Origin of the sequence: Solimonas variicoloris DSM 15731 (assembly GCF_000382285.1) — a bacterium.
Taxonomy (GTDB): Bacteria; Pseudomonadota; Gammaproteobacteria; order Nevskiales; family Nevskiaceae; genus Solimonas; species Solimonas variicoloris.
Genome location: NZ_KB907926.1, coordinates 332,841 through 347,440 on the forward strand (window position 1 = coordinate 332,841; position 14,600 = coordinate 347,440).

General features: G+C 69.7%; 16 protein-coding genes. 5 read left to right on the forward strand and 11 right to left on the reverse strand.

Annotated features, from left to right (window positions below; all coding sequences use genetic code 11):
* The first annotated feature begins 20 nt into the window (after nucleotides 1–20).
* Nucleotides 21–1,172, forward strand: coding sequence for an acyl-CoA dehydrogenase family protein (locus tag H149_RS0104095; protein ID WP_020648467.1), 1,152 nt, complete (start codon nucleotides 21–23; stop codon nucleotides 1,170–1,172).
* 33 nt (nucleotides 1,173–1,205) lie between these two features.
* On the opposite strand, the gene H149_RS0104100 is transcribed toward H149_RS0104095, so the two are convergent.
* Together H149_RS0104100 and H149_RS0104105 are read right to left on the reverse strand one after the other, a co-directional pair.
* Nucleotides 1,206–1,526 carry a hypothetical protein gene (locus H149_RS0104100; protein ID WP_020648468.1) on the reverse strand — a complete coding sequence of 107 codons (321 nt, stop codon included), beginning with the start codon at nucleotides 1,524–1,526 and terminating at the stop codon, nucleotides 1,206–1,208.
* A gap of 153 nt (nucleotides 1,527–1,679) precedes the next feature.
* On the reverse strand, nucleotides 1,680–2,690 hold the full coding sequence (locus tag H149_RS0104105) for a 2-hydroxyacid dehydrogenase (protein ID WP_020648469.1): 1,011 nt from the start codon (nucleotides 2,688–2,690) through the stop codon (nucleotides 1,680–1,682).
* Between the two features lie 143 nt (nucleotides 2,691–2,833).
* Between H149_RS0104105 and H149_RS0104110 the strand changes: the two genes are divergently transcribed.
* Nucleotides 2,834–3,988: an MFS transporter gene (locus H149_RS0104110; RefSeq protein WP_020648470.1), complete on the forward strand. Its 1,155-nt coding sequence runs from the start codon at nucleotides 2,834–2,836 to the stop codon at nucleotides 3,986–3,988.
* Here H149_RS0104110 and H149_RS0104115 read toward each other — a convergent pair.
* From H149_RS0104115 to H149_RS0104125, 3 genes are all read right to left on the reverse strand, one after another.
* Nucleotides 3,939–4,415: a hypothetical protein gene (locus H149_RS0104115; RefSeq protein WP_020648471.1), complete on the reverse strand. Its 477-nt coding sequence runs from the start codon at nucleotides 4,413–4,415 to the stop codon at nucleotides 3,939–3,941. The genes H149_RS0104110 and H149_RS0104115 overlap by 50 nt on opposite strands.
* A 97-nt stretch (nucleotides 4,416–4,512) precedes the next feature.
* Nucleotides 4,513–5,754, reverse strand: a complete 1,242-nt coding sequence (locus H149_RS0104120) for a threonine ammonia-lyase (RefSeq protein WP_026352837.1) — start codon at nucleotides 5,752–5,754, stop codon at nucleotides 4,513–4,515.
* A gap of 15 nt (nucleotides 5,755–5,769) precedes the next feature.
* A complete protein-coding gene (locus H149_RS0104125) occupies nucleotides 5,770–6,288 on the reverse strand; it encodes a DUF4124 domain-containing protein (protein ID WP_169518305.1) in 519 nt (172 codons plus the stop codon).
* A 110-nt stretch (nucleotides 6,289–6,398) separates the two neighbouring features.
* Here H149_RS0104125 and ettA point away from each other — a divergent pair, with 110 nt between their 5' ends.
* The 3 genes from ettA (at nucleotide 6,399) to H149_RS0104140 (ending at nucleotide 10,015) form a co-directional block, all read left to right on the forward strand.
* Nucleotides 6,399–8,063 carry an energy-dependent translational throttle protein EttA gene (gene ettA, locus H149_RS0104130; protein WP_020648473.1) on the forward strand — a complete coding sequence of 555 codons (1,665 nt, stop codon included), beginning with the start codon at nucleotides 6,399–6,401 and terminating at the stop codon, nucleotides 8,061–8,063.
* Between the two features lie 206 nt (nucleotides 8,064–8,269).
* A complete protein-coding gene (locus H149_RS0104135; RefSeq protein WP_020648474.1) occupies nucleotides 8,270–9,028 on the forward strand; it encodes an ATP-binding protein in 759 nt (252 codons plus the stop codon).
* Between the two features lie 27 nt (nucleotides 9,029–9,055).
* Entirely contained in the window at nucleotides 9,056–10,015 is a 960-nt protein-coding gene (locus H149_RS0104140; RefSeq protein WP_020648475.1) for a peptidylprolyl isomerase, read from the forward strand.
* A gap of 97 nt (nucleotides 10,016–10,112) precedes the next feature.
* On the opposite strand, the gene H149_RS0104145 is transcribed toward H149_RS0104140, so the two are convergent.
* The 6 genes from H149_RS0104145 to lgt all read right to left on the reverse strand — a co-directional run bounded on the left by H149_RS0104145 (nucleotide 10,113) and on the right by lgt (nucleotide 14,593).
* Entirely contained in the window at nucleotides 10,113–10,379 is a 267-nt protein-coding gene (locus H149_RS0104145) for a hypothetical protein (protein ID WP_020648476.1), read from the reverse strand.
* A gap of 205 nt (nucleotides 10,380–10,584) precedes the next feature.
* Nucleotides 10,585–10,851: an acyl-CoA-binding protein gene (locus H149_RS0104150; RefSeq protein ID WP_020648477.1), complete on the reverse strand. Its 267-nt coding sequence runs from the start codon at nucleotides 10,849–10,851 to the stop codon at nucleotides 10,585–10,587.
* A gap of 112 nt (nucleotides 10,852–10,963) precedes the next feature.
* Nucleotides 10,964–12,244 carry a POTRA domain-containing protein gene (locus tag H149_RS0104155; RefSeq protein ID WP_020648478.1) on the reverse strand — a complete coding sequence of 427 codons (1,281 nt, stop codon included), beginning with the start codon at nucleotides 12,242–12,244 and terminating at the stop codon, nucleotides 10,964–10,966.
* A 168-nt stretch (nucleotides 12,245–12,412) separates the two neighbouring features.
* Nucleotides 12,413–12,913, reverse strand: coding sequence for a dihydrofolate reductase (locus H149_RS0104160; protein WP_039747876.1), 501 nt, complete (start codon nucleotides 12,911–12,913; stop codon nucleotides 12,413–12,415).
* 58 nt (nucleotides 12,914–12,971) lie between these two features.
* Nucleotides 12,972–13,766, reverse strand: a complete 795-nt coding sequence (locus tag H149_RS0104165; RefSeq protein WP_020648480.1) for a thymidylate synthase — start codon at nucleotides 13,764–13,766, stop codon at nucleotides 12,972–12,974.
* Nucleotides 13,763–14,593, reverse strand: a complete 831-nt coding sequence (gene lgt, locus H149_RS0104170) for a prolipoprotein diacylglyceryl transferase (protein ID WP_020648481.1) — start codon at nucleotides 14,591–14,593, stop codon at nucleotides 13,763–13,765. Before lgt ends, H149_RS0104165 begins: the two co-directional genes overlap by 4 nt.
* Between the last annotated feature and the right edge of the window lie 7 nt (nucleotides 14,594–14,600).

Sequence of the window (14,600 nt, forward strand, 5' to 3'; positions counted from 1 at the left end):
CCTCTTTCCATCTACCTGCCATGACTGCCGCCGAACCGCTTGCCGCCGAACTCTCCGACTGGCGCGACACCGTCCGCCGCTTCCTCGCCGACGAGGTCGAGCCGCATTACGAGAAGTGGGAAAAGGACGGCATCGTGCCGAAGTCGCTGTACCTCAAGCTCGGCGCCGCCGGCCTGCTCTGCGTCGACATGCCAGACGAGTACGGCGGCAGCGGCGCACCGCTGGAATTCGCCTTCGCGATCCACGAGGAGGCGGCGCGGCTCGGCTACATGTCGCTGTGCTCGAACATGATGATGCACTCCGACATCGTCGCGCCGTACATCCTGCACCTCGGCAGCGAGGCACAGAAGCAGAAATACCTGCCGAAGATGGCCAGCGGCGAATGCTTCGGCGCGCTGGCGATGACCGAGCCGGGCGCCGGCTCCGACCTGCAGGCGATCAAGACCTCGGCGACGCCGCACGGTGACGGCTGGCGCCTCAACGGCTCGAAGACCTTCATCACCAACGGCCAGCACGCCGGCGTCGTCATCGTCGCCGCCAAGACCGATCCGAAGGCCGGCGCCAAGGGCACCACGCTGTTCCTCGTCGATACCGATCTGCCGGGCTTCCGCCGCGGCCGCAACCTCGACAAGATCGGCATGCACGCGGCCGACACCTCGGAGCTGTTCTTCGACGACGTGCCGCTCGGCCCCGACGCCGTGCTCGGCCGCGTCGGCAACGGCTTCGGCCACCTGATCGACGAGCTGCCGCGCGAGCGCCTGATGCTCGCGGTCGCCGCCGTCGCTCACGCCGAGGGCGCGCTGGAGCGCACGATCGCCTACGTGCGCGAGCGCAAGGCCTTCGGCCAGCCGGTGTCGAGCTTCCAGAACACGCGCTTCGAGCTGGCCAAGATCAAGACCGACGTCGAAGTGCACCGCGCCTACTACGAGAAGTGCCGCCGGCTCTACGCGGAAGGCCGGCTCGATGTGCCGACCGCGGCGATGATCAAGCTCGCGACCAGCGAGATGGAAGGCCGCGTCGTCGACGCCTGTCTGCAGCTGTTCGGCGGCTACGGCTACATGACCGAGTATCCGATCTCGCGCTACTGGACCGATGCGCGCATCCAGCGCATCTACGGCGGCACCAACGAGATCATGAAGGAAGTCATCGCGCGCGCGCTGGTCGGGCGCTGACGGCACCGGCTGCCGGCCGGGACCGCGTGCGCCTCACGCGTCCCGGCCGCCCGGCCCTTCGTTCACCATGCAGCGACCGGTTTTCTGCAGCCAGTAGACCGTATTGCCGACCACCACGACCGATCCCGACACCACGGCCGAGAGCGGCAGCATCAGATAGGCAGCGATGATGCGAGTCCGGCACGAATACTCGGAAGTGCAGCCGCCGATCAGCGAGATCTGCTCCGCGGTGAGCGTCATCTTCTTGAACTGGATCTCGCACTCGGCATCGTAGAACAGCTCGGTCTTCGGCTTGATGACGTACGCGCAGCCGCTCGTCACACACACCGCCAGGCACAGCAGCAAGGCTTTCATCGGTCTCATCACTCCTGACTGCGACACTCGAATCGCCGGTTCGCGCCGCATCCTGGCGCCGCCTGGCATGTCGAGACGTGACGCCGCGCGCCTTGCGGCCGGCGCGCGAGACGGCACGGCGAGCTGTCCGGCACCACCCTCGGCGCGCACCGCTCAGCGCACCGGCCGCAGCAGCGCCGGCGTCAGGCGGTTCGCGCAATCGCGACCCTGCTCGACGTCGTCGATGTTGGCGAGCGTGGTCGCGGCGATCGCGGCGAGCGCCTCGCGCGTGAAGAAGGCCTGGTGGCCGGTGATGACGACGTTCGGGAAGGTCAGCAGGCGCTGGAACACGTCGTCGGCGACGACCGTCGACGACAGATCCTCGAAGAACAGATCGCCTTCCTGCTCGTAGACGTCGAGGCCCAGCGCGCCGAGCTGGCCGCTCTTCAGCGCGCGAATCACCGCCTCGGTGTCGAGCAGGCCGCCGCGGCTGGTGTTGATCAGCATCGCGCCGCGCTTCATGCGCGCCAGCGCGGCCTCGTCGATCAGATGATGCGAATCCGGCGTCAGCGGGCAATGCAGCGAGACCATGTCGGACTCGCGCAGCAGCTCGGCCAGCTCGACGTAGCGCACGCCCGCGTCGAGCAGCGCCGGCGCCGGATCCGGATCGCTGGCGAGGATGCGGCAGCCGAAGCCGCGCAGGATGTGCGCGAAGACGCGGCCGATGCGGCCGGTGCCGACCACGCCGACCGTCTTGCCGTGCATGTCGAAGCCTTCGAGACCGTCGAGCAGGAAGTTGTTCTCGCGCACGCGGTTGTAGGCGCGGTGGAACTTGCGGTTGAGCGTCAGGATCAGGCCGACGGCGTGCTCGGCGACCGCATGCGGCGAGTATTCGGGCACGCGCACGAGGGTCAGTCCGCAATCCTCGGCGGCGCGCAGATCGACCTGATTGAAGCCGGCGCAGCGCAGCGCGATCAGCCGCACGCCGCGTCGCGCCAGCTCGCGCAGCGCCCGCGCGTCGAGCGCGTCGTTGACGAAGGTGCACAGCGCCGGAAAGCCGTCGGCCAGCGCCCAGGTCTCCGGCGCCAGCCGCGCCTCGACGAAGCGCAGCTCGTGGCGGCCGCCGTTGGCGGCCTCGAAGGCCCGGCGGTCATATTCGCGGGCGCTGAAGAACAGGATGCGCATGCCTGGATGAGCAGAGATCGGGAAAGCGGGATCGGCGGCGCCACCGTGCCGTGCGCGCCGCGCGCGGTCAAGGCGGCGCCGATTGGACAGCTGCGCGACCTCGGCGTACGGTGCGCGCCGCCTTTGCCTGGAGCCTGTTCCGGATGGACCGCCGTCGCGTCGCCGTCTGTCTGTGCGGTGCCGCCGCCTTCGTGCCGCTGTACGCGCCGCAGTCGCTGCTGCCGCTGCTGCGGCACTTCGTCGGCCAGAACGCGGCGATGGCCGGCGCCATCGTCTCGGCCGGCACCGCCGGCGTCGCCCTCGCCGCGCCGTTCATGGGCCAGCTCGCCGATCGCCTCGGCCGCCGCCGCGTGATCGTGCTCGCCGCCTTCCTCGCGGTGATCCCGAGCCTGCTGTCGGCGCTGGCGCCGACGCCGGCGCTGCTGGTCGCCGCGCGCCTGCTCGAAGGCCTGGCGCTGCCCGGCATCTTCGCGGTGACGGTCGCCTACACCGCCGACGAGTGGCCGCCGCTGGAAGCGCGGCCGATCACTGCGCTGTACGTCGCCGGCACGATCGGCGGCGGCTTCAGCGGGCGCCTGCTGTCGGGACTGGTCGCCGAATTCGCCGGCTGGCGCTGGGGCTTCGTCGCGCTGGCCGTGCTGCAGCTGGCGCTGGCCGCGCTGATCTACGCCTGGCTCACGCCGGAGCGCGCGCGGCCACGTGTCGGCCGGGAAACGCGGCCGCGGCTCACCGAGCTGCTCGCGACGCCGGCGCTGCGCAGCGTCTACGCCGCCGGCTTCGCGCTGCTGTTCGCGCTAGTCGCCGGCTTCACCTACGTCTCGCTGCGCCTCGCCGAGCCGCCGTTCGGACTCGGCCCGGGCGGACTGTCGGCGATCTTCACGGTCTATCTGGTCGGCATGCTGACGACGCCGTGGTCCGGGCGCCTGCTGAACCGCTACGGCCACGCCACCGTGCTGGCCTGGGCCTGGGCGACGGCGATCGCCGGCCTGTGCGTGACGCTGCTGCCGTCGCTGGCGGCGGTGATCGCCGGGCTGATCCTGTTCTCGGCCGGGCTGTTCTTCGCGCAGACGGCGGCGACGACTTTCGTCGGCGAGGCGATGCCAGCGGCGCGCGGCGCCGCCGTCGGCCTGTACGTGACCAGCTATTACCTCGGCGGCAGCGTCGGCGGCGTGCTGCCGGCGCCGCTGTGGAGCGCCGCCGGCTGGCCCGGCGTGGTCGCGCTGATCGCCGCCGCGGGCCTGCTGTCGGTCATGCTCGGCCGCCGCGGCTTTCGTCGTCACGCGGCGGCGGCACGCTAGCGTCCGCCGCAGCGTCCGGCGCGGCCGCCGGCGCCGCGTCGTCGGCGGCGCGGCGCGGCGCGCTCGGGCGCAGATGGGCGGTGGCGATCGACTTCAGCTCAGGCGGCAGCATCCACTCCGAAATCTCGTAGCCGGCCTGGTTCATCGCCCGCACCAGCGCTTCGACGTACTTGCCGTGGCCGCGCGTGCTGACCATGCTGCCCGGCCGCGACACCAGCGTGCCGATCTGCTCGAACAGGCGGCCGCGGTCGCTGACCATGTTGCCGGTCGCCGGTTTCGCCGCGGCCCATTTCTGCGCCTGATGGAACTCCTGCGTGAAGGTCACGAAGGCGCCGCCGCCGTCGATGACGACCTGCACGATGTCGCCCTGGCGGATGACGCGGGCGCGGCTGACGGCGGATTCGAACAGGCTGAGCGTACGTTTCATTCGGGCATCCAGGCGCAAGCGGCGCGCCGCGGGCGGTGCGCCTCGCCGACAGCGTAGCGCAGCCGCCGTGCCGGCTCCCCTGCCCGTCGTCAACGCGCTACTCGAACTCCATGCCGCCGGCGCCCTTGCGCACCGAGAAGCCGGCGCCGGCGAGATCGTCGAAGATCTGCCGCGCGTGCGCCTCGTCCTGAGCCTCGACCATCACCTCGAGCGTGGCGTCCTTGGCATGGCCGCGGTGCAGGCGCTCGTGGTGGACCTGGATGATGTTGCCGCCCGACTCGCCGATGCGGCCGGCGACGCGGGCGAGAAAGCCCGGCCGGTCCTCGATGACGATCGACAGCGAGATCAGCCGCGACTCGTTGACGAGCTGGCGCAGCAACACCGACGCGAGCAGGCGCGTGTCGACATTGCCGCCGGAGACGACGAGGCCGACGTGGCGGCCGGCGAAGCGCGCCGGATCGGTCAACAGCGCGGCCAGGCCGACGGCGCCGGCGCCTTCGGCGATGACCTTCTCGATCGAGGCGAGCAGGCCGATCGCGCGCTCGATCGCCTGCTCATCGACGCGCATCAGCTCGGCGACGTGCTCGCGGATGATCGCCAGCGTCAGGTGGCCGATGTTCTTGACGGCGATGCCCTCGGCGATCGTCTGGCCGCCCTTGACCAGCGACAGGTCGCCCTGCAGCGCCGCGTACGCGGAAGGATAGGCCGCCGACTCGACGCCGACGACGCGGATCGCCGGATCGATGCCGTGCGCGGCGATCGCCATGCCGGAGATCAGGCCACCGCCGCCGACCGGCACGATCAGCGTGTCCAGTTCCGGCGCCTGCTCGAGCATTTCCAGCGCGACCGTGCCCTGGCCGGCGATCACGTACGGATCGTCGTAAGGGTGGACCAGCGTCATGCCGCGCTTGCCGATCAGCTCGGTCTCGAGGAAAGCCTGGGCATCGGCCAGGGTCTCGCCGTGCAGGATCACTTCGCCGCCGAGTTCGCGCGTATTGCGGACCTTGGTGAACGGCGTGTTGCCCGGCATGACGATGACGCTTTTGATGCCGAGCCGCGTGGCGTGGTAGGCGACGCCCTGCGCGTGATTGCCGGCCGACATCGCAGCGACCCCGGCGGCGCGCTCGGCTTCGCTGAGACTGGCCAGCTTGTTGAGCGCACCGCGTTCCTTGAACGAGGCGGTGAACTGGAAGTTCTCGAACTTGATCCAGACCTCGGCGCCGGTGATCTTCGACAGCACGCGCGAGCGCGTGCACGGCGTGCGCACGATCTGGCCGGCGATCACCTGCGCGGCGCGGCGCACATCGTCAAAGCTCACGGGGGACTGCGAAGCGTTCATTTTCTGCGTGTTTCCTCATTTCCTGCGGCTGCGGCGCACGTCGCTGACGACGCCGTCGCGCAGCGTCACCGTCACCCGGCCGGCGCCGCTGTCGGCATAGCTCCAGCGCTCGCGCAGACCCCGGGCGTCGCGATCGCTGTCGATCTTCGTCGGCGTGCCGAGCAGACGGCGCACGTCGGCGGCGCTCATGCCGCGCACCACCTCGCCGCGGACGCGGGCGGCGCGCAGGCGCTCGGCTTCGGCCGTGCGCGCCTCGTGATCCTGGCGCCAGGCGGCGTCTTCGGCGTCGCGCGCCTCGCGCCCGGCCTGCACACGGCGGTCGTGCTGCTCGGCGAGCGGCGCCGCGGCGCGGTCGGCCGGCATGACGTTGGCCTGCGGCACCGCCAGCGGCGCGTCGCCGGCCTGGCAGGGCCGGTCGCTGAACTGCGTGACGCCGCCGACAACGCAGCGGTACACCTCGGCCGGCGCCGGCGGCGCCGCGGCAGCGGCGAACACCGCCAGCAGCACCCGCAAAACGCCGGATCCGGCTTTCATGTCGCGATTATGGTCTTGCATGGTCTTGTCCGCCTGAGGGGCTGCCCCCATATCGATCCGCTACAATCCCCACCCTTTTTCGCACTCCTTCCCCGAGATATCCGCGCCTTATGTCCCAGTACGTCTACACGATGAATCGCGTCGGCAAGATCGTGCCGCCGAAGAAAGAAATCCTGCGCGATATCTCGCTGTCGTTCTTCCCGGGCGCCAAGATCGGCGTGCTCGGCTACAACGGCGCCGGCAAGTCGACGCTGCTGCGCATCATGGCCGGCGTCGACAAGGACTACGTCGGCGAGGCGCGGCCGATGCCGGGCCTGAAGGTCGGCTACCTGCCGCAGGAGCCCAAGCTCGACCCGAACAAGACCGTGCGCGGCAACGTCGAGGAAGCACTCGGCGAGGTGCTGAAGCTCAAGGAGGAACTCGACGCGGTCTACGCCGCCTACGCCGAGGAAGGCGCCGACTTCGACAAGCTCGCCGCCAAGCAGGCCGACCTCGAAGCCAAGATCGCCGCCGCCGACGCCGAGAACATCGACGTCATCCTCGACAAGGCCGCCGAGGCGCTGAACCTGCCGCCGTGGGACGCCGACGTCACCAAGCTGTCCGGCGGCGAACGCCGTCGCGTCGCGCTGTGCCGGCTGCTGCTGAGCAAGCCGGACATGATCCTGCTCGACGAGCCGACCAACCACCTCGATGCCGAATCGGTCGCCTGGCTGGAGAAGTTCCTCAAGGACTTCCCGGGCACCATCATCGCCGTCACCCACGACCGCTACTTCCTCGACAACGTCGCCGGCTGGATCCTCGAACTCGACCGCGGCCACGGCATTCCGTGGCAGGGCAACTACTCCTCGTGGCTGGAACAGAAGGAAAAGCGCCTCGAAACTGAGCAGAAGCAGGAAGACGCCCACACCAAGGCGATGAAGGAAGAGCTCGAGTGGGTGCGCAAGAACCCCAAGGGCCGCCAGGCCAAGAGCAAGGCGCGCATCAAGGCGTTCGAGGAGCTGGCCTCGCAGGAATACCAGAAACGCAGCGAGACCAAGGAGCTGTACATCCCGCCCGGCCCGCGCCTCGGCGACAAGGTCATCGAGGTCAACAACCTGACCAAGAAGTTCGGCGACCGCACCCTGTACCAGGGCGTCAGCTTCTCGGTGCCGCGCGGCGCGATCGTCGGCATCATCGGCGCCAACGGCATGGGCAAGACCACGCTGTTCAGGATGCTGACCGGCCAGGACAAGGATTACGAGGGCGAGATCACGGTCGGCGAAACCGTGAAGTTCGCTTACGTCGACCAGAGCCGTGACGCGCTCAACGGCGACAACACCGTGTTCCAGGAAGTCGCCGGTGGCAACGACCTGATCCGCGTCGGCAATTTCGAAATGCCGTCGCGCGCCTACATCGGCCGCTTCAACTTCAAGGGCGAAGCACAGCAGAAGCGCCTCAAGGAGCTGTCGGGCGGCGAACGCAACCGCGTGCATCTGGCCAAGATGCTGCTGCAGGGCGGCAACGTCCTGCTGCTCGACGAACCGACCAACGACCTCGACGTCGAAACCCTGCGTGCACTCGAAGAAGCGGTGCTCGATTTTCCGGGCAACGTCATGGTCATCTCGCATGACCGCTGGTTCCTCGACCGCGTCGCCACGCATATCCTCGCCTTCGAGGATTCCGGCGAAGTGATCTGGCACGAAGGCAACTATCGCGAGTACGAGGACGACTTCCGCCGCCGCACCGGCTCCGAGCCGGGCGTCAACCGCGCCGCACGCCACAAGAAGCTGGCCTGAGGCACCGCGTCGCAGCTCGCAGGCGGCGGCACCGCAAGGTCCGCCGCCTTTTCTGTGCGCGCGACGGCCACCGTGTCCGATCCGCAAAGCCCCTTGCCGCCTTCGCGGAGGACGCGCGCGGCCGCAGCGCTTAGGATGTGCGCCAGCCGCCGCGCCAGCCCTGCCGGCGCGCGCCTTTCTTCTTCGCCCGGAACCGATGACCGCGCATGAACCAACACCTGGCCTATCGCTGGCACCAGCGGCGCCTGCAGCCGATCGAATTCGTCCACCGCGTGTCGCTCGACGAGCTGCTCGGCATCGAGCGGCAGAAGGCGGCGCTGGAGCAGAACACACGCCAGTTCGTTGCGCGCAAGCCGGCCAATCACGTGCTGCTGACCGGTTCGCGCGGCACCGGCAAGTCGTCGATCGTCAAGGCCATCCTCAACGCGTTCGCGCCGCAGGGGCTGCGTCTCGTCGAGCTGGCGGTGCATGACCTCATCGACCTGCCGGACGTGGTCGCACCGCTGCGCGGGCGCGAGGAGCGCTTCGTGCTGTACGTCGACGATTTCTCGGTCGCCACCAACGATCCGGCGCTGACCGCGCTGAAGACGGCGCTCGACGGCGGTATCGAGGAGCCGCCGGAGAACGTGCTGATCTACGCGACCTCCAACCGTCGCCACTTGATGCCGGAGATGAAGCGCGACAACGAGGAATACCACTGGATCGACGACGAGCTGCATCCGGGCGAATCGACCGAGGAGAAAATCTCGCTGTCCGAACGCTTCGGCCTGTGGCTGAGCTTTCCGCCGTTCACGCAGGAGCAGTATCTCGACGTCGTGCGCCTGCACCTCGCCAAGCTCGGCCATGGCGCCTGGGACGAGGAAACCGAGAAACTGGCGCTGCGCTGGGCGCTGAACCGCGCTTCGCGCTCCGGCCGCGTCGCGCGCCAGTTCGCGCGCGACTGGGCCGGCCGCCACGCCGGCTGAACGGTTCCCCTGCCGAAGGTCCGCCCGATGCGCCTGCCCCGGGTCACCCGCACGCTCCTCCGCACCGTCATCGGCCCGGGCGCGGCGCTCGCCGTCGGCCTCGCCGGCGCCGCCACGCCGCCGCCCGACGCCGCGAACGCGCCGTCGCGCACGCTGCAGCAGGTGCTCGACGCCGCGCCGCCGTCCGACTGGCGCCCGCTCGACGCCGACCACGCGCTGCTGCTCGAACTGCCGGCCGGACGCGTCGTCATCGAACTGGCGCCGGCCTTCGCGCCGGCGCACGTCGCCAACCTCAAGACCCTGGTGCGGGCGCACTACTTCGACGGCCTGGCGATCCTGCGCGTGCAGGACGGCTACGTGACGCAGTGGGGCGATCCGCGCGGCGAGGACGATGCGCAGGCGCGGCCGCTCGGCAAGGCGGCGGCGCGACTGGCGCCCGAATTCACGCGTGCCGCCGCCGGGCTCGCCTTCAATGCACTGCCGGATGCCGATACCTACGCGCCCGAAACCGGTTTCGTCGACGGCTTCCCGGCCGCGCGCGACCGCGCCGCGAACGAGGCCTGGCTGACGCATTGCTACGGCATGGTCGGCGCCGCCCGCGCCGACGATCCGCAATCCGGCCCGGGCAGCGAGCTGTACGTCGTCATCGGCCAGGCGCCGCGCCAGCTCGATCGCAACATCGCGCTCGTCGGCCGCGTCGTGCAGGGCATGGAGCACCTGGCGGCGCTGCCGCGCGGCAGCGGCCCGCTGGGCTTCTACACCGACGCCGAGCCGCGCCCCGCGCTGACGCGCGTGCGCCTGGTCGCCGACCTGCCGCCGGCCGAGCGCCCGGCGCTCGAACTGCTGCGCACCGACACCGCCACGTTCGCCGCGCTGGTCGAATCGCGCCGCCAGCGCCGCGACGACTGGTACCGGCGTCCGGCCGGGCGCATCGACGTCTGCAACGTGCCGCTGCCGGTGCGCGCCGCCGCCATGGCGCCGCGCTGATCCCGCCCGCCGGCGCGCAAGGGCACGCCCGAGCGGCGAGACGGTCGGTCGCCGCCGCCGACCGCCACTGCGGCGGCCAGCGGCGACGCGGCGCGGCCTACTCGACGCGCGTCACCACGCCGTCCTTGATCGCCACCAGTCCGTTCAGCTTCTTGCCGTTGCCGCTGCACTTGATGCGGATGGTGACCGCGCCGTCGGCGCCGACTTCCTTGCTGCTGGCCGCGCACGATGGCGGCAGATCGGCGAGAAACTTGTCCGCCTGCGCCAGATCCGCCGGGTTCGCTCCGGCCGCCTGTGCGGGCGCGGCCCACGCGGCGGCGATCGCCAGAAGCCCGACGGCCGCCCTGCTGTTGTTGCTGATCATGCGACATCCCTCCGTTCGCTGTGGTCCGGCTGCCGGCGGGTCCGCTCGCGCCTGCCGCAACGGAAACGGGCGCCGGCCGCATCGGTAGTAGCCGATGCTTTCCATACCGGTCCTGAACCGCGGTGCCGCCGGCGCCGCACGACCGGACCGTCGCCCACGAAAAAGGCCCCCTCGCCGGGGGCCTCTTTTGCTGACGACGGATGCCTTACCGGTGCGTCTTGAGCAGCGCCGCGACCTTGTCGATGTACTTCTTCATCGCCTCGTCGGCCTTGGCGCCCTTGAGCTTGGCCCAGGCGTCGTACTTGGCGCGGCCGACCATGTCGAGCATGCCCGGGCGCGAACCGCTGACGTCGCCCTCGGCAGCCTGCTTGTAGTGGGCGTAGAGGAACAGCATGTCGTCGTTGCCCGGACGCTTGGTCAGCGTCTTGACCTCCGCCTGCGCCTTGGTGAAATCCGCTTTCAGATCGGCCATGTCGCTCCCCGCTGTCATTGTGTGGGCCGCGAGCATAGCAAAGCGATCGCCGCCGCCCGTTCGCGGCGGCGACAGTCGCGGCTCGCCATTGCGGCCAGTCGCGCCGCCCGGCTCACACGCGGCTGGCGAACACGCGTCCGCCGCCGCCGCTGAGCGGGATCGCGTAACCGGCCTCCAGCTCGAAGTTGACGAAGTTCTTGAAGCGCACGCGCAGACCGACGCCGAGGCTGGTATGCGCGCTGTCGAACCAGAACTGCTCAGCCTGGCGGCTGACGTTGCCCGATTCGAGGATCACGACGCCACGCAGCCACGGCCACGGCGTGTAAAGCGGCCGCGCGAACTCGAGCTGCAGCAGCCAGAACGCGTCGCCCTCGCGGAAGTTGACCTCGTAACCGCGCAGCGCATCGGAGCCGCCGAGGCCGAACGGATGCACCGGCTGCGGACCGCCGAAGTACCAGCCGCCGCTGGCGATGAAATGCAGCGTCTGGTGGTCGGTGCTGCCGATCGGCATGAAGCGCGCGTAGCTGCTGTCGATGCGCCCGTAGTGATAGTCGGAACCGAGATTCTCGCTGGCGAAGCTGTAGCCGAGCTTGAACAGGTCGCCGACGTCGCTGTAGATCCGGTAGTGCCAGTCGCGGTAGCGAAGCGCGACGCTCGGCGACCAGGCCGTGCCGTACGCCGGCGGCGCAGCGGCGCCGGCGGTGTCCTGAACGTTGTAGTCGAGCCCCAGCGTCAGGCGCCAGCCCTGGCTCGGCGGCACGCTGCCGCCGAGCCGGCGCGAAACCGTGAAGCCCAAGTCGTGGAAGGTTTCCGTGTAGGTGCTGCCGTCGTCGTTGTCGACCGGCCGCGTGCTGTAGCCGCCGTAGACCGACAGACCGTACGGCGAGCCGCCGATAAACGGAATCGAGTACGAGGCCGAGTACTGCGATTCGCGGCCGACGTTCTGCTGCTTCTGGTCCTCTTCGAGCCAGATCACGCGCAGATCGTGATTGAGCCCCCAGACGTTGTCCCAGCGCAGCTGCGCGCCGTAGGCATAGCGGCCGTCGCTCTTGGCGTCGACGCGCGGCAGCGGCAGCAGGTAGTAGCGCTCGACGACGCGGAACACCACGCGCACGCCGTCCGCCAGCGGCTCGGTGCGCACGCTGACCTGCTTGAACAGGCCGAGATCCTGGATCGCCTGGCGGCTCGCTTCGAGCTGCCGCGGGCTCGTCGGCGCGCCGACGCGGACGGCGATCTCGCGGCGCAGGGTCTGCGCCCGCGTCGTGTCATTGCCTTCGAACACGATCTCGCGGACGACCGGCGTCGGCTCGGAGCCGGCGTCGGTTTCCGCGGCCAGCGCCGGCTGCAGCAGGACGGCGCCGACGATGGCCGCGCCACAGGCCGCGTCCCGCATCCATCGTCCGCATCGTGCCGCTGCGCGCATCGTCCACCTTATGCGTCCCTGCTCCGTGCCGCGGCGATTCGCCGCGCCACCGGGCGCCGATGCCGACAATCTAGCAAGGCCATGTCAACGCAGCGTTGGCGGGCGCGCCGTGCGTCCGCCACGCCGTACCGCCGGTCCTCAGGCGCCGATGCGCTGCAGCGTCACGAAGCGGAACGGATAGGCATGGCGCTCGTCGGCCGGGTGCGGGACGGCCTCGATCTCGCGGAATTCGGCGCGCTCGAAAGCCGGGAACCAGGCGTCGCCGCCATCGACGCGGGCCTGCACCTCGGTCAGGTAGATCCGCCGCGCCAGCGGCAGCGTCTGCCGGTACAGCTCGGCGCCGCCGATCACCATCAGCTCGCCGTTCTCGTGCGCCGCGAGCGCGGCGTCGAGCGACGCGAAGGCGCGCACGCCCTCGCCCTGCGGCCGGAACGCCGGATCGCGCGACACGATCCAGTTGGCACGATCGACCAGTGGCTTGCCGAGCGAGTCCCAGGTCTTGCGGCCCATCAGCACGGTCTTGCCGAGCGTCAGGCGTTTGAAATGTTTCATGTCGTCCGGCAGCCGCCACGGCAGGCCGTTGTCGCGGCCGATCAGCCGGTTCTCGTCCATCGCCACGACCAGACTCACGCTGCGCATGCTTCGCTCTTCCCTCTTGCGCGCACCGCGCGTGCGGCGGCCGTTGCCCAAACCGCCCTCAAACCGCGACTTCGCCCTTGATGTGCGGGTGCGCCTGGTAGCCGACCAGTTCGAAGTCCTCGAGCTCGTAGGCGTCGATCGACGGCGGGCGCCGCTTGAGGATCATCTTCGGCAGCGGATACGGCTCGCGCGTCAGCTGCAGCTGCACCTGCTCGAGATGGTTCTTGTAGATGTGCACGTCGCCGCCGGTCCAGACGAACACGCCGGGTTCCAGATCGCACTGCTGCGCGAGCATCATCAGCAACAGCGCGTAGCTGGCGATGTTGAACGGCACGCCGAGGAACATGTCGCAGGAGCGCTGGTAGAGCTGCAGGTTGAGGCGGCCGTTCAGCACCGAGGTCTGGAACAGGCAATGGCACGGCGCCAGCGCCATCTTCGGCAGATCGCCCGGGTTCCAAGCGCTGACCAGCTGGCGGCGCGAAGCCGGATCCTTTCTGATCAGCTCGATCAGCTGCTTGATCTGGTCGATGTGACGGCCGTCGGCCGTCACCCAGTCACGCCACTGCTTGCCGTAGACCGGACCGAGGTCACCGTGCTCGTCGGCCCACTCGTCCCAGATCGATACCTTGCGCTCCTGCAGCCAGCGCACGTTGGTGTCGCCGCGCAGGAACCAGAGCAGTTCGACGATGATCGAGCGCAGATGCAGCTTCTTGGTCGTCACCACCGGAAAGCCGTCGGCGAGATCGAAGCGCATCTGCCCGCCGAACGTCGCCAGCGTGCCGACGCCGGTGCGGTCCTGCTGCTCGACGCCTTCGTCGAGCACGCGGCGCAGCAGATCGAGATAGGGCTTCATGCGCGGCTCCCGGCGGCCTTCGGCGCCGCGCCACGGCGCAGCGCCCAGACCAGGATGACGAGGCCGGCAGCCAGCATCGGCAGACACAGCTCCTGGCCGCGCGTCAGCCAGCCGAAATGCAGATAGCCGAGCTGCGCGTCGGGCACGCGCACGAACTCGACGAGAAAGCGGAACGAGCCGTAAAGCAGCAGGAACAGCGCGCTGATGACGCCGCGCGGCGTCGGCCGCTTGCCGACCCACCAGAGGATCGCGAACATCACCAGGCCTTCGAGACCGGCCTCGTAGAGCATGCTCGGATGGCGCGGCAGCGAATCCGGCGCCGTGTGCGGGAACACCATGCCCCACGGCAGATCGGTCGGCTTGCCCCACAGCTCGCCATTGATGAAGTTGCCGATGCGGCCGGTGAACAGACCGATCGGCGTCAGCACCGCGGCGAAATCGGCGACTTCGAAGTACGGCAGCTTCTGCACGCGCGCGAACACGCCCATCGCGATCAGTACGCCGATCAGACCACCGTGGAACGACATGCCGCCCTGCCAGACGCGCAGGATCATCAGCGGGTCGGACGCCGGCAACCAGTGCCCGTTGGCGTCGTACGAGTAGAACAGGATGTAGCCGATGCGCCCGCCGAGGATCACGCCCAGCACGACGTAGAACAGCAGGTCGGAAATGCGCTCGCGCGGCCAGGCCACGTGCGGCAGGCGCGCGCGGCGCAGCGCCAGCAGCCAGGCACCCCAGAAGCCGAGCAGATACATCAGCCCGTACCAGTGGATGGCGAGCGGGCCGAGCTTGACGGCGACGGGATCGATGTTCGGATGGGTCAGCATGCGGCGA

Coding starts and splice junctions, on each gene's coding strand:
- H149_RS0104095 (WP_020648467.1), top strand. CDS start 21: ATGACTGCCGCCGAACCGCTTGCCGCCGAACTCTCCGACTGGCGCGAC.
- H149_RS0104100 (WP_020648468.1), bottom strand. CDS start 1,526: ATGAAAGCCTTGCTGCTGTGCCTGGCGGTGTGTGTGACGAGCGGCTGC.
- H149_RS0104105 (WP_020648469.1), bottom strand. CDS start 2,690: ATGCGCATCCTGTTCTTCAGCGCCCGCGAATATGACCGCCGGGCCTTC.
- H149_RS0104110 (WP_020648470.1), top strand. CDS start 2,834: ATGGACCGCCGTCGCGTCGCCGTCTGTCTGTGCGGTGCCGCCGCCTTC.
- H149_RS0104115 (WP_020648471.1), bottom strand. CDS start 4,415: ATGAAACGTACGCTCAGCCTGTTCGAATCCGCCGTCAGCCGCGCCCGC.
- H149_RS0104120 (WP_026352837.1), bottom strand. CDS start 5,754: ATGAACGCTTCGCAGTCCCCCGTGAGCTTTGACGATGTGCGCCGCGCC.
- H149_RS0104125 (WP_169518305.1), bottom strand. CDS start 6,288: ATGAAAGCCGGATCCGGCGTTTTGCGGGTGCTGCTGGCGGTGTTCGCC.
- ettA (WP_020648473.1), top strand. CDS start 6,399: ATGTCCCAGTACGTCTACACGATGAATCGCGTCGGCAAGATCGTGCCG.
- H149_RS0104135 (WP_020648474.1), top strand. CDS start 8,270: ATGAACCAACACCTGGCCTATCGCTGGCACCAGCGGCGCCTGCAGCCG.
- H149_RS0104140 (WP_020648475.1), top strand. CDS start 9,056: ATGCGCCTGCCCCGGGTCACCCGCACGCTCCTCCGCACCGTCATCGGC.
- H149_RS0104145 (WP_020648476.1), bottom strand. CDS start 10,379: ATGATCAGCAACAACAGCAGGGCGGCCGTCGGGCTTCTGGCGATCGCC.
- H149_RS0104150 (WP_020648477.1), bottom strand. CDS start 10,851: ATGGCCGATCTGAAAGCGGATTTCACCAAGGCGCAGGCGGAGGTCAAG.
- H149_RS0104155 (WP_020648478.1), bottom strand. CDS start 12,244: ATGCGGGACGCGGCCTGTGGCGCGGCCATCGTCGGCGCCGTCCTGCTG.
- H149_RS0104160 (WP_039747876.1), bottom strand. CDS start 12,913: ATGCGCAGCGTGAGTCTGGTCGTGGCGATGGACGAGAACCGGCTGATC.
- H149_RS0104165 (WP_020648480.1), bottom strand. CDS start 13,766: ATGAAGCCCTATCTCGATCTGCTGCGCCGCGTGCTCGACGAAGGCGTC.
- lgt (WP_020648481.1), bottom strand. CDS start 14,593: ATGCTGACCCATCCGAACATCGATCCCGTCGCCGTCAAGCTCGGCCCG.